A 12,302-nucleotide genomic window follows, 5' to 3' on the forward strand; every position below is an offset into this window, starting at 1 on the left:
TGACAAATAAAAAAACCTTCACCTCCCAAGATATAAATCTTGAGGACGAAAGTTATAAATTCGTGGTACCACCTCAGTTTGTCTGTATGTCACCATACAAACCTCTTCAAGTACATAATAATACTCTATAACTATAACGGGTTATCCCGGCAGCAGCCTACCTCTGAAATCAGACTCGGTGCGCAGCTCTGAGACCTTCTTCAATAAAAAATTTCTTACCCGTTCTCACCAGCTAGGGTTCTCTTTAAATCTCTTTTTTATCTACTCTTCTCTTCACAGCTTTTAAAGTATTATAACACCCTGAAGTATATGTGTCTATATATTCCTTAATTTCTTTTTTATATAATATCTGTAATGGGAACATATACTTGTCTATCTCTAGGCTTTTCAAAATACCCTTCCACAGTTTCTATCCATTTTTTGAAATGCTCTGTTTCAAGGTGCTTCTCCACAGCTTCTTCTGTGGTATAAACTTCATATAGCAAAAACTTTTGGGGATTTTCCTCACTCTTAAAGAATTCAAAGTGAGCTATCCCTTCTTCTTTCCTGGAATTATTTTGATTTTCTATGGTTGCAGCAATGAATTCATCAACATACTCAGCCTTTATGTAAAAAGTAACATTTTTTACTATCATATTTAAACCACCTTTTTAATCAGCTATTATAAATTTATTCTTGCTTCTGCTTTAATAAATCTCTTATTTCCTGCAGCAGCATAACTTCCTCTGATACTTTTTCTTCCTCAACTTCTTCGATCTTTTTCTCTTTCTTAAGATTATTAATCAGCTTTATAAACATAAAAATAGAGAAGGAAATGATTAAAAAGTCTATTATATTCTGAATAAAGCTTCCGTAGTTTAAAGTAAGCGCTGGAGTTTTGCCATGAGCACCTTTAAGTACTAAGCTTAAATTTGTAAAGTTAACCCCTCCAGTTATTACACCCATCAGTGGCATTATGATATCCTGCACCAAGGATGTAACTATCTTACCGAAAGCTCCTCCAATTATAACACCTATAGCTAGATCTAGAACATTTCCCTTCATTGCAAATTCTTTAAATTCTTTTAGCATAATATTACCTCCGTAACTATTATTAATCAATATTAGTTATTATTATATATTAATAAACAGTTATCTTCAAATATATTTGTATCCTTAGGTATATTATTGCTCTGATTCAGATAATTCATTATACATTTCATTAATACTCTTCCTAAGCACAGGATGAAAGGCCTCTGCAGCTATATCATTTAGAGGCTTAAGTACAAAAAGCCTCTCCTGCATTCTTGGATGAGGTATTATTATCTCTTGCTTATGGCTTACGATATCATCATACAAAAGCACATCCAAATCTATAGTTCTAGGTCCCCACCTAATGATTCTTTCCCTCTTCAATTCTTTTTCTATATCCAGCATAAATTTAATAAGTTCTTCCGGAGTATACAAAGTTTTTAGTTCAGCAGCACAATTTAAGAAATCATCCTGATCAGTATATCCTACAGGTTTAGTGCAATATTTTGGAGAAACCTTTTCCACTTTACAGGACCTATTATTGATCTTAGCTAATGCTTCATCTAAATTCTTTTCCTTATCTCCCAGGTTTGAGCCTAAACCTATATATACTTTATGCCAATATCTTTCAATTTCTACAGCAGCATAAGCAACAGGTTTTCCAATAGGTGCCCAAGGCTTTTTAAGAAGTATTTTTACCCTTTCCACCCTTTGATAATTTGTTAATATGTAATTAGCCAGCTCTTCAGCAGCCTTTTCAATAAGATCATATTTTTCTCTTATAAATTCTCTTTCTATACTATTGCAAAGCTCTGCATAATTTACTGTTTTATTCAAATCATCACTAATTCCAGCTTCTCTAAGGCTAAGCCCTAATTCAACTGATATTAAAAATCTTTGTCCCAAATTCTTTTCTTCTTGATTCACTCCATGAAAGCCGTAGACCTCAAGATCCTTTATGCATATCTTATCCATATTGTTCACCTACCTTAATGTATCATCTTCTTACTATAGCATCTGTCATCATACATGCTCTTTTGTTTTCTTTAACATCATGTACTCTTATAAAAGCACATTTTTTCATTATTCCTATTACTGTAGTTGCGATGGTTCCTTCCACTCTTTCTTCTGACGGAAGATTAAGAGCATTTCCTATCATAGATTTTCTTGAGGTTCCCAAAAGTACTGGATATCCTAAAGAATAAATAAGCTCCAGCTGATTCATCACTGCAAGATTTTCCTCATAGCTCTTTGCAAAACCTATACCTGGGTCTAATATTATCTTGTCTTTTTTCACACCAGCTTTTAAGGCTATGTCTATGCTTTCCTGCAGATCTCTTAAAACATCCTGCATAAGGTTGCTATAATTACTTGTTTCCCTATTGTGCATCAGGCAGCAGGCAGCATCATACTTGGCAGCAACTTCAGCGATTCGTGGTTCTTTCTTGAAGCCCCATACATCATTAATTAGAGCCGCTCCTTCAAGCATAGCCATCTCTGCAACCTTTGCCTTGTAAGTATCCACTGAAATTGGCACATCTATTTCTTTACTTAACGCTTTAACAACAGGAATAACCCTGCTAAGTTCCTCTTCTACTCCCACCGGAGTATGATTAGGCCTTGTGGATTCTCCTCCTACATCTATAATGTCTGCTCCCTGTTTTATCATTTCCTTAGCGTGGTAAACTGCTTTATCTATGTCAATATATTTTCCCCCATCTGAAAAGGAATCAGGCGTAACATTAAGGATTCCCATTACATAAGTTCTTGTATCTAATTCAAAAGCTTTATTTCCTATATTTATAATCTTACTCATAATACATCTCCAGTTCAAAATTAATACTCTATACCATGATTCTTTTTTGCCTCAGACCAATTACAATTTTGTGATGCTTGGCAATCAAAACAATTTCTGGATTTTTTATCAGCATAATATATAAGTTCTGAAAGATTTTCAATACCTTCATGATACTCTCTATGAGAAGTTATAGCATTAATTATAATGTGAATTTCTGATGCTCCATATTCACATTCCTTGAGTATTTCTAAAGAAAGCTCTGCACTGGCAAGTTCATGAGGAGTACCCTCCTGATACTGCTTCCATCTCCCTATATCATGGAGCAAAGCTGCTGCATAAATAATGTGTTTATCCAGCTTCATGCCTCTTTCAAGATTTATTATATAAGCTATTCTAGCTACAGCTAAAAAGTGTTCTAAATCATGGTGGCAAAATTCTCTTAATTCCTCCTGCCTTTTATTTTTATATAAACATTCCTTGTATAGCTGGTTTAAAAGTATTGAGTTTATTAAAGTTTTGGAATCTTTCATAACTGGTTTCCTCACTAATCTGCTATAAGAGCTAATACCTCTTTTTTAAGTTCTTTATCCTGCAAAAGTGTTCCTCTGGCCGCTATAGTTTTAGTTTTGCTGCCTGGCTTTCTGATTCCACGCATATTCATGCACAGATGCTCCGCTTCAATGATAACCAATGCCCCTTGGGCCTGCAATTCATCATATATAGCATCTGCTATATCCGCCGTCATTTTTTCCTGAAGCTGAGGTCTTTTAGCAAATACATCTACAGTTCTGGCAAGCTTGCTTAAACCTGTTACTTTTCCTGAGGGTATGTAAGCAATATGAACCTTCCCATAGAAAGGCAGAAAGTGATGCTCACACATGGAGTAAAAAGGAATATCCTTTTCAATAACCAAATCATCATTTTCTACCGTAAAAGTCTTGGATAAATGAGTCTCTGCTTTTTCCTCAAGCCCAGAAAATATTTCAGAATACATCCTTGCAATTCTATCCGGAGTTTCAACAAGACCTTCTCTCTCTGGATTTTCTCCAATAGCCTCTATTATAAGCTTAACCGCTTCTTTTATCTTATCCGTGTTAACCATTATTTTCATCTCCTAAAGCCATGCTCAAATGACTAAGTTTTAATGAGTCCTATTATACCAAAGAAATTTTCAAATTAAAATAATAAGATTGTCTTAACTCTCCTTGGAAAGTTATGACAATCTTTATTTAAAACATAGTTCTATCTTATAAGACTTCTATCTACATTACCATTAAAAAAGAATATTCCAACTCCGCCTATACCCAGATGGCTTCCTAGTACACTGCCTATCTTATTTACAATGAAGTTTGAACATCCTACTCTGCTTTTAATAAGCTTAATCAATTCTTCTGCTGTTTCTAAATCATCTGCATGACTTATTCCAATAATCTGATCCGTTAGTCCAGCTGTTCTTTGTTCTAAGATGTCTACCACTGTGTTCAAGGCTTTTTTTCTTCCCCGCACCTTTTTTATTACTTCCATATACCCATTATTAACATCAAGTATGGGCTTTATGTCCATCATATTTCCTATGATTCCTTGAGCCCTGCTTATTCTCCCGCCTTTAATCATCCAGTTTAAATCCGATATGGTAAATACGTGCTCTATGCTCTCAACCATTGCTTCTATGTTTTTCACCAAATTTTCAAAGGTTTGTCCAGGCTGTTCTGCTAAAATTGCTGCATTTCTTGCAATAAGTCCTGTGGCTGTTGATCCTCCCTGGGAATCAATCACAGTCATATTAATATGGGGATACCTTTCCTTGAATTCTTTCATTATAGCCTCAGCTAGCTGATAAGTTCCAGACATCACTGAAGAAAAAGCTATAAATATAAAATCTTCTCCCTTTGCGCAATATTCATTAAACATATTATATATGTCCTTTGGATTAGGCTGAGAGGTCTTAGGTAATATGCCTTTTCTCATAGCTTTGTAAACTTCATCAACCTGTATATCTACCTTGTCAATATATTCCTTGTTCTCGATTAGAACCCTGAGAGGAAAAATCTTGATATCATATTTCTTCAGCAGTTCCTCTGGAAGATCACAAGTGCTATCAACCATAATTTTAGTCATTAAAGCTCATCTCTTTTCTTTTCATCCTAAACCATTATAACATGTTTTTGTATATTGCGATATTCCGATATTTATCTATTAAAAGATTTAATTATGTTAGACAATGCATATATGCCTTTGCATCCTTTCCCTCTACCAAATAAGCCTGCCCTTTTGAGCAGAATATTGAAGTAGAAGTATATTCTATATCAGCATTTTTATTATAGTCTGCTTTTTTAATTACTTCCTCTTCATTATGGCATAAATCATATCCATCAAATATAAAGGTTAGCTTTCCTTTTCCTTTAGTAATAGCTACAAATTCCACTCCATAATTCATAAAAGTGGCTGCCGGCCCTCTTCCTATTATAATAACCTTATGATTTTCATTAATTTCGGGGGCTTCAAAACTGCCATTAAACTTCTGAATATCAGATAATATCCTTCCCATATAATCTATATGAGCCTCTATTTTAAAACGATAATAAGGCTCCAGCAGAATATTTTTAGTGCTTTCCAAGCCCTGCCTTAAAGCTCGAAAGGTAGCTTCTCTAAAGTCTCCTCCTGAAGTATGCTTATTATGAGCTCTTCCTGTTAAAAGTGTGATTTTTATATCGGTTATGGAGGAACCAGTTAATATGCCGTGATGCTCCCTTTCAAATATATGGCTGCGAACCAGATTTTGATTCCCTTCTGTCATATCATCCGAGTGGCATTGGTTCTCAAAGGTTATTCCTGTATTTCTTGGAGCTTGCTCCAGCTTTAAATGAACCTCTGCATAATGCCTTAATGGCTCGAAGTGACCATAGCCAACAGCCTCTTTCTCTATAGTCTCCTTATAAAGAATTTCACAGGGACCAAAATCCATTGGAAGATTGAATCTTTCTTTAACTACTTCTTTTAATACTTCCAGCTGAATTATTCCCATTATATGCACCTGCAGCTCTTGAAGCTTTTCTTCCCATATTACATTTAAAGATGGATCTTCTGCTTCCAAAAGCCTAAATTTATAAAGAACATCTTTTGCATTAAGCTTTGAATCAAATATTACTTTAGATTTTAATGTAGGTATCATTTCATAGCTAAGGGTCTCTTTTAAATTTCCTATTCCATATCCTACTCTAGCTGAATTTGCTCCCACTACAGCAAATACCTCTCCAGCCGTTACTAAATCCTTAGCAGTAAACTTATCCCCATTATAAATTCTTATTTGGCTTATCTTCTCTATATTCTCTTTTTCATGAGCATTTATTTTTATTTCATCCCTCACCTTAAGGCTTCCGCTTAGAGCCTTTATAAAGGTTATTTGATTTCCTTGCTCATCGTGTCTTATCTTATAAACTCTGCCGCTAAATTCCTTGTCCATATAATATTCTGTATAGGTAAGCATGTCCAAGCAATTCAAGAACTCTTCTATTCCTATATCCTGAAGAGCTGAGCCAGAAAAGCATGGAAATACTTTGTTTTCCTTTATTAGCTTTTTTAGAGTATTTATCCAAAGCTCCTTGCTGTAGCCTTCTTCTAAATAATGCTGAAAGGTTTCCTCATCTCTCTCAGCTATAAATTCTATAAGTTCCTCTTCCATATTATCTAAAACAGGTTCTGAAAGGAAGCAAGTTTCACTTGTAAGGCTCTCTTCTATTTCTTTTATTACTGCCTGAAGGCTGGCTGTCTCTCTGTCCATTTTATTTATGAAAAAAAAGGTTGGAATGGAATGTTTTCTAAGGAGCTGCCATACAGTCTCTGTGTGTCCCTGCGCCCCTTCTACACCGCTTATTATTAATACCGCATAATCCATTATGCTTATAGCTCTCTCCATTTCTGGAGAAAAATCTATATGTCCTGGGGTATCCACTAAGCAATAATTTGAAGCTTTGTAGTTAAAGACAGCTTGATCCGCAAATACCGTGATTCCTCTCTCCCTCTCTATGCTGTGGCTATCTAGAAAGGCATCCTTGTGGTCGACTCTTCCTCTTTTTTTAATGCTGTTTGTATGGTAAAGTATCTGCTCTGCAAAGGTAGTTTTACCTGCATCAACATGGGCTAATAATCCGATGGTTTTATTCATAATTTTAAGTCCTCCTAAAGCTTAAATTCTAGACTATATCCTTAAAATACTTGTTTATATTCTCTTTATTAGCTCCTAAATTAAGCTTTCTATCTCTTATGTATATACTTGCCTCTTCCCCTAAAATTATCTTAGCATCGTAATTCAGCTTCCTTTTTTCATATTCCTGCTCCATATATGCATTTATAAACTCTTCTGTTTCCTTAAGAGAATTTATTTCTTTATTCTTCTTTTTCTCTGAAATATTCCTTTTTAAAGGCTTTTGTACTTCTTTCATTATCTTATATAGATTTATCTGCTTCCACCTTATAGTTCTTAAGCTCAAATCCATAAAATTGCCTTCAAGACCTTTTCTTATGACAGGTACTCCATGAAGCTGATTCTCAAGTCTTTTTACTGTAGAATTGTTAGCATCAAACTTGCTCATTATAAATAATGCTCCATAGTCATATTCGGTTCTTATAAGCCTTCCATAAATCTGTTTTAAATCTATAGATACGATTGGAAAATTCACCTCTGCGTAGGCTCTCCAATAATTTTTGCCACCTTCCACACTATTATCTATAAGAGACTTATAAAAGGGTTCCTTGCTATTTATATTAGGCACTTTATCCAATATAACTGTGGTCATGGCATCTCCTGGAATATCTATCCCCTCAAAATAACCTTTAGACCCTAAAAGGATATACCTATCCTTCCTGGACTTCAGTTTCTCTACATCTTTCTTACCCTGAACCAATCTTATGCCTAAGGAATTGAGCTCCATCTCTGCTTCTTCCCGGAAGGCTTCTAGTCTTTTTCTGCTGGTGAAAAGCATTATGATATTTCCATCCACATTATTTAAAAGCTCTAAAAGAAATAGCTTTAAATTCCCTGCAAACCCCTCCGCATCATTAGGATCAAACCCATCTACAGCATATACAGCACTTTTTCCCTTATAATCAAAAACAGGTTCTATAGGAGGTACATCTATTATTTCTTTATTTTCTGATTTAGCAATATTTATTCCCAGGGTATTTTTCAGATTATTATAGCCGTTATCCGTACTGAGAGTTGCAGATATAAATAAGCAGCTTTTTATGCCGCTAAGAACTTTTTCATAAAAGGCACCTGAAACATCTAGAGGTATCATGGAAAGCTTCCACCAATTAAAATTCTTGTCTACTTCATAATAAAAGCAGCAATCTTCTTCACTTTGAAGCAGCATATTTTCAATTAAGCTGGTATAGGCATTTATGGTTTCTACCTTTTCTATTAATATTTTCAGCCTTTTATCCTTTTCAAGAGTGGAAACCTCCTTTAAAGTAGCCACTGCTGCATCCAAATGCCTATTTAATTCCTTTAAGTCTTCTTTCAAATATTCCACATACTTTATTACCCCTGCAAGCTTTGCATTTCCTTTGTTAAGATGCTCTTTGATATTATAGTCCCTGCTTATCCCGAAAGAAACTATATATTTTTCAAAGGCAGCTCCTATATTCCTTGCCTGGTTTATGCACTGAGCTATAGCAGCCTCCATTTCCTCTAAGGGCAATTTATCTTTTTGTGTTCTTTTAGCCAGATAATACAGGTATCCCTTCTGGTTTTTGCTGTTATATATATCTGATACAAATTTTTCAAGCTCATAGGAAATTATGCTGCTCTGGAAAGCATCATAGGCCTCCTGGGTAAGATTATGAGCTTCATCCACTATTATATTTTCAAGAGGCACTATATTTTGATAGGGCCATTTAAGAAGCAGAGAATGATTTACCACTATGAGCTGAGCTTCAGCTAAAGCCGTTACCTTAGAAGCATAGTAGCAGCTATCCTTGTATTTGCACACATCTACATCGCAAAGTTCAGCATCGCAGAGACACTGCTCTATTAAAGGATTAAGCTTAAGCTTTTCCCTTATAGCATAATTTATTTCCTCACTATCACCAAAGCCTTTTTCCGTCATCAATCTTTTAAGATATATATAGCCTATTAGAGTCTGCATATCTTCGGGATACTCTATATCTTCAAACCTGTCAAAGCACAAATAATTATTTTTGCCCTTCATCAAGGTATAATTCACATCACTTTTTAAATCCAAGGCTTCTAAAAGGTTTGGTATATCCTTATCCACCAGTTGGTTTTGGAGGCTTTTAGTATTAGTAGATACTATTATCTTTTCTTGCTTTAAATGAGAGTATATTGCTGATGGGAGCAAATAGGCCATGCTTTTGCCAAGGCCGGTAGGAGCTTCCATTATGGTTATCTTCCCTTTTTCCAAGCCCTGCCTTATGAACTTGGAAGCCTCCTTCTGCTGGGGTCTTAAAGTATAACTTCTGCCGTTTCTTTTCCAAATTTCTTGCTGCTCAAAAAGTTTTTCATAATGCTTAAGAGCAAATACAGGATAGGGCTCCTCCAGCTTTCTTTGGAAGGTAATGGGTCTGTCCTCTACAAATTGCTTTACTACCTCCATATTTATGCCTTGAAGATACTTATACCAGCTCCACCCTGAAAGCTCGGTTATGCTCATAGGAAGAATATAACCATTTTCTTCATAGAAGCTGCTTATTACATAGTTGAGTACTTTAACTGTATCTTCAGAATCACTAAGCCCTCTGTGAATCTCTTCCTTATAAGCAGGCAGAAACCTTTTTATTAAGTATTGAAGATTAAATTCCGGAAGCTCTGGATAAAGAATAGCCACCAGCTCCAGAGAATCTAAAAATTCATTTTTCACCTTAAGGAAGCTTTTTTCAAAACCTGAGTTATGGCATACCAAAGGACGCTCTTCAATGAAAAGCAAAAGCTCCTCCATGACCTTTCCAAGCTGTGGGGCCTCCTCCAGCTCCTCCTGAGTGATCCCCCTGCACAAATCAAATATATTCAAAGGCACCTGAATATTGGGGTTAACCAAGGAAGTGAACCTGGTAACTTCATTATTTATTATTTTAACTGCACCGATCTCAATTATTTTATCCTTATTAGGATCTATGCCTGTAGTCTCTATATCCAGAAACACTAAATTATTTAATATGCTGTACGGTTCCATAGATTCTCCTTTTATGCTTTTGCAAATTCATCAATCAACCTTCTTGCCAGGCTGAATTTTTCAGGTATATTAGGAAATTCATTCTTAGAAAACCAGTCTGCATGAACTATCTCTCTGCCATCCACCTTTATTTCTCCAGAAGCATATTCCGCGAAAAATCCTAACATTAAAGAATTAGGGAATGGCCAAGGTGAGCTTTTGAAATATTCTACATTCTTTATATTTATCCCTATTTCCTCAAATACTTCTCTCTTTACTGCGCTTTCCAAATCTTCTCCTGCTTCCACAAAGCCTGCCACTAACCCGTACATATCATTTTTAAAATTACCATTATGGGCAAGCAATATTTTACCTTCTTTTATAACCGCAACTATTATAGCTGGACAGATCACAGGATACATCACATTTCCGCATTCAGGGCAGAGCTTTGCCATCTCATCTTTTTTGTTTTCAGTTTTAGCTCCGCATCTTCCGCAGAAGCTGTGAGTCTTGTCCCAGTTTATTATCTGGCTGCCCCTTCCTGCAATCAAAAAAAGCTCTTCACTCATGAGTCTGGCAAAGTCCCTCATTGGAATTAACTGAAGTTCCTCTGAATGATTAAACTCAGTTTCAATCCTAAAAGTAAAACAAGCCTTACCATCAAGCTCTCCTATAAAAAAACTATGCTCATAATTTATACCCAATTTTTCAATATCACTGAAGTTAGGTACATGTACTGAATCTCCTTGCTTCTTTACCAATATATTTCCCTTAAAAAATACAAAATATAAATCCTCTTTTTTGCTTTCTCTGGCATTATCAAAAGTTATTTTAAAATTATCCATCATTTTTATATAAATCCCTTCGCATCATCTATTATTTACTCATTTTATATTACGTCTATAAAAAAAGCAATTCAAGACATGTCATAATAAACCTTCTATTTATAATCAAGGCTATGTTTTAAAAGAATGTTGATAAAGGCATCGAATCTAAAATAATAAGGGCTATCCATCTCCCACTTAATAGAAGCTAGGAGAATTCCGCCCTTTCAGTTAAAACATATTCGATTTTATTCTATTATCAAGTTCAAAAAGAGCAACTTTATTGGTTTGCCAATATAACAGCTCTCTTGCTTTCTCGTATGTAACCCAACTATATTCAGTATGCTCTGAGGACAATTTTATAGATTCTGAATCCACATTTACTGCAAAACAATATTCAGGTAAAACAAATGTGTCTGCTGACCAATACTGCCTATGTTTTTCAGAAATGCAGTCAGCAGGTACATAAAAGGTTGATGTTAATTGATAGTAAGGAAGTGTCAGTTTAAGGTTTGCTTCCTCAAATGCTTCTCGTTTGGCAGCCTCAAATGGAGTTTCTTTATCCTCTCCACCTCCTGCAATAAATTGCCAATAAAGAACGTCACTTCTCATAAAAATGCAGTATTCTGGTTTTCCGTCTATTATTTTATATGGTATAACTAATACTTGCATAGGTGCTCTCAAAATAATCCCTTCCCCTCTATATATCAAATTTATATTTTCTTCAATGTTTTATCATTTCATTGTGCCAGGGAGTTTATCATTATCAACATAATCTATAAGTTTTGTGCTATTGGGTGTAACTTCATACTTCCAGAAACTTTTTACATAAGTCCCTTTTACAGTGATGCCCCAATCTTTTGTAAGTGTAACTAAATATGAGCCTTTGCTAGATAATTGAACCTTTGTTGTATATTTAACCTTTGCTGTTGAACCAGACGGTCCCCCTGTTGGTAATTCCTTTGTAATTGTATCATTCGGATTAGTAGGAAATTCAGGATGGTTCTTAACAGATTCATCAATTGCTTCTGCTTGACTAAATCCATTTGAATTGTTTTCTGACACTTTGGCTGCAGACTTACATCCTACAAAGCCTATAAAACATACAAAAATCAACATAGTAAATAAAGTAAATTTAATAGTTTTCTTCATATATCCTCACCTCCCAATATATTAGACATTAGCCTCAATGGAATAGCTTCCTAAATTTCAAATAAAAGTCAAATGTACGTTTATAATAATACATTTTATGATTAAAAGAAATAGCTAATATGTTCAAGTTTTATTAAACAATTATTTCTTTACTGTTTTTTGGATTTTTTCACATTCTTGCATTAACTTAAAATTATTGTTTTATGTTATAATTTTATTAGGCTATGCTTTAAAATTAGGCTATTCTGAAAACCAATTTTTAGGGTCAATTGACCCTAAAAAAAGAAAAAAAGAATAACCACTAAATTATCCATGAATAATTTTTAAAAAATGGATAATAATTAAAAT

The 12,302-nt window shown here is 34.7% G+C and carries 12 protein-coding genes and 1 other annotated feature; all 12 genes read right to left on the bottom strand.

Going from position 1 to position 12,302, the window contains the following annotated elements:
* Nucleotides 1–38: 38 nt before the first annotated feature.
* Nucleotides 39–286 (bottom strand) — a binding site (T-box leader).
* Between the two features lie 52 nt (nucleotides 287–338).
* On the bottom strand, nucleotides 339–635 hold the full coding sequence (locus tag IAI10_RS09760) for a putative quinol monooxygenase (RefSeq protein WP_315673122.1): 297 nt from the start codon (nucleotides 633–635) through the stop codon (nucleotides 339–341).
* Between the two features lie 34 nt (nucleotides 636–669).
* Entirely contained in the window at nucleotides 670–1,071 is a 402-nt protein-coding gene (mscL, locus tag IAI10_RS09765; RefSeq protein WP_315673123.1) for a large-conductance mechanosensitive channel protein MscL, read from the bottom strand.
* A gap of 93 nt (nucleotides 1,072–1,164) precedes the next feature.
* Entirely contained in the window at nucleotides 1,165–1,986 is an 822-nt protein-coding gene (gene folK / locus IAI10_RS09770) for a 2-amino-4-hydroxy-6-hydroxymethyldihydropteridine diphosphokinase (RefSeq protein ID WP_315673124.1), read from the bottom strand.
* Between the two features lie 22 nt (nucleotides 1,987–2,008).
* Entirely contained in the window at nucleotides 2,009–2,827 is an 819-nt protein-coding gene (gene folP / locus IAI10_RS09775) for a dihydropteroate synthase (RefSeq protein WP_315673125.1), read from the bottom strand.
* Between the two features lie 20 nt (nucleotides 2,828–2,847).
* The gene (locus IAI10_RS09780) at nucleotides 2,848–3,339 is read right to left on the bottom strand and encodes an HD domain-containing protein (protein ID WP_315673126.1); all 492 of its coding nucleotides are present in this window, start codon (nucleotides 3,337–3,339) and stop codon (nucleotides 2,848–2,850) included.
* Nucleotides 3,340–3,353: 14 nt separating this feature from the next.
* Nucleotides 3,354–3,911, bottom strand: a complete 558-nt coding sequence (folE, locus tag IAI10_RS09785) for a GTP cyclohydrolase I FolE (protein ID WP_315673127.1) — start codon at nucleotides 3,909–3,911, stop codon at nucleotides 3,354–3,356.
* Nucleotides 3,912–4,051: 140 nt separating this feature from the next.
* Nucleotides 4,052–4,927 (bottom strand): DegV family protein, encoded by an 876-nt coding sequence (locus IAI10_RS09790; RefSeq protein ID WP_315673128.1) that lies wholly within the window; start codon nucleotides 4,925–4,927, stop codon nucleotides 4,052–4,054.
* Nucleotides 4,928–5,018: 91 nt separating this feature from the next.
* Nucleotides 5,019–6,974 (bottom strand): TetM/TetW/TetO/TetS family tetracycline resistance ribosomal protection protein, encoded by a 1,956-nt coding sequence (locus IAI10_RS09795; protein ID WP_315673129.1) that lies wholly within the window; start codon nucleotides 6,972–6,974, stop codon nucleotides 5,019–5,021.
* A 28-nt stretch (nucleotides 6,975–7,002) separates the two neighbouring features.
* Nucleotides 7,003–9,999 (bottom strand): exonuclease domain-containing protein, encoded by a 2,997-nt coding sequence (locus IAI10_RS09800; protein WP_315673130.1) that lies wholly within the window; start codon nucleotides 9,997–9,999, stop codon nucleotides 7,003–7,005.
* A gap of 11 nt (nucleotides 10,000–10,010) precedes the next feature.
* A complete protein-coding gene (gene nudC / locus IAI10_RS09805; protein ID WP_315673131.1) occupies nucleotides 10,011–10,826 on the bottom strand; it encodes an NAD(+) diphosphatase in 816 nt (271 codons plus the stop codon).
* Nucleotides 10,827–11,033: 207 nt separating this feature from the next.
* On the bottom strand, nucleotides 11,034–11,486 hold the full coding sequence (locus tag IAI10_RS09810) for an NUDIX pyrophosphatase (protein ID WP_315673132.1): 453 nt from the start codon (nucleotides 11,484–11,486) through the stop codon (nucleotides 11,034–11,036).
* Between the two features lie 51 nt (nucleotides 11,487–11,537).
* Entirely contained in the window at nucleotides 11,538–11,954 is a 417-nt protein-coding gene (locus tag IAI10_RS09815) for a hypothetical protein (protein ID WP_315673133.1), read from the bottom strand.
* Nucleotides 11,955–12,302 lie beyond the last annotated feature (348 nt).

The organism is Clostridium sp. 19966 (genome assembly GCF_032335695.1).
In the GTDB taxonomy this organism is placed as follows: domain Bacteria; phylum Bacillota; class Clostridia; order Clostridiales; family Clostridiaceae; genus JACTOJ01.

What these genes read in the sequence shown, in the direction of transcription:
- IAI10_RS09760 (WP_315673122.1), bottom strand. Translation starts at nt 635, where the DNA reads ATGATAGTAAAAAATGTTACTTTTTACATAAAGGCTGAGTATGTTGAT.
- mscL (WP_315673123.1), bottom strand. Translation starts at nt 1,071, where the DNA reads ATGCTAAAAGAATTTAAAGAATTTGCAATGAAGGGAAATGTTCTAGAT.
- folK (WP_315673124.1), bottom strand. Translation starts at nt 1,986, where the DNA reads ATGGATAAGATATGCATAAAGGATCTTGAGGTCTACGGCTTTCATGGA.
- folP (WP_315673125.1), bottom strand. Translation starts at nt 2,827, where the DNA reads ATGAGTAAGATTATAAATATAGGAAATAAAGCTTTTGAATTAGATACA.
- IAI10_RS09780 (WP_315673126.1), bottom strand. Translation starts at nt 3,339, where the DNA reads ATGAAAGATTCCAAAACTTTAATAAACTCAATACTTTTAAACCAGCTA.
- folE (WP_315673127.1), bottom strand. Translation starts at nt 3,911, where the DNA reads ATGGTTAACACGGATAAGATAAAAGAAGCGGTTAAGCTTATAATAGAG.
- IAI10_RS09790 (WP_315673128.1), bottom strand. Translation starts at nt 4,927, where the DNA reads ATGACTAAAATTATGGTTGATAGCACTTGTGATCTTCCAGAGGAACTG.
- IAI10_RS09795 (WP_315673129.1), bottom strand. Translation starts at nt 6,974, where the DNA reads ATGAATAAAACCATCGGATTATTAGCCCATGTTGATGCAGGTAAAACT.
- IAI10_RS09800 (WP_315673130.1), bottom strand. Translation starts at nt 9,999, where the DNA reads ATGGAACCGTACAGCATATTAAATAATTTAGTGTTTCTGGATATAGAG.
- nudC (WP_315673131.1), bottom strand. Translation starts at nt 10,826, where the DNA reads ATGATGGATAATTTTAAAATAACTTTTGATAATGCCAGAGAAAGCAAA.
- IAI10_RS09815 (WP_315673133.1), bottom strand. Translation starts at nt 11,954, where the DNA reads ATGAAGAAAACTATTAAATTTACTTTATTTACTATGTTGATTTTTGTA.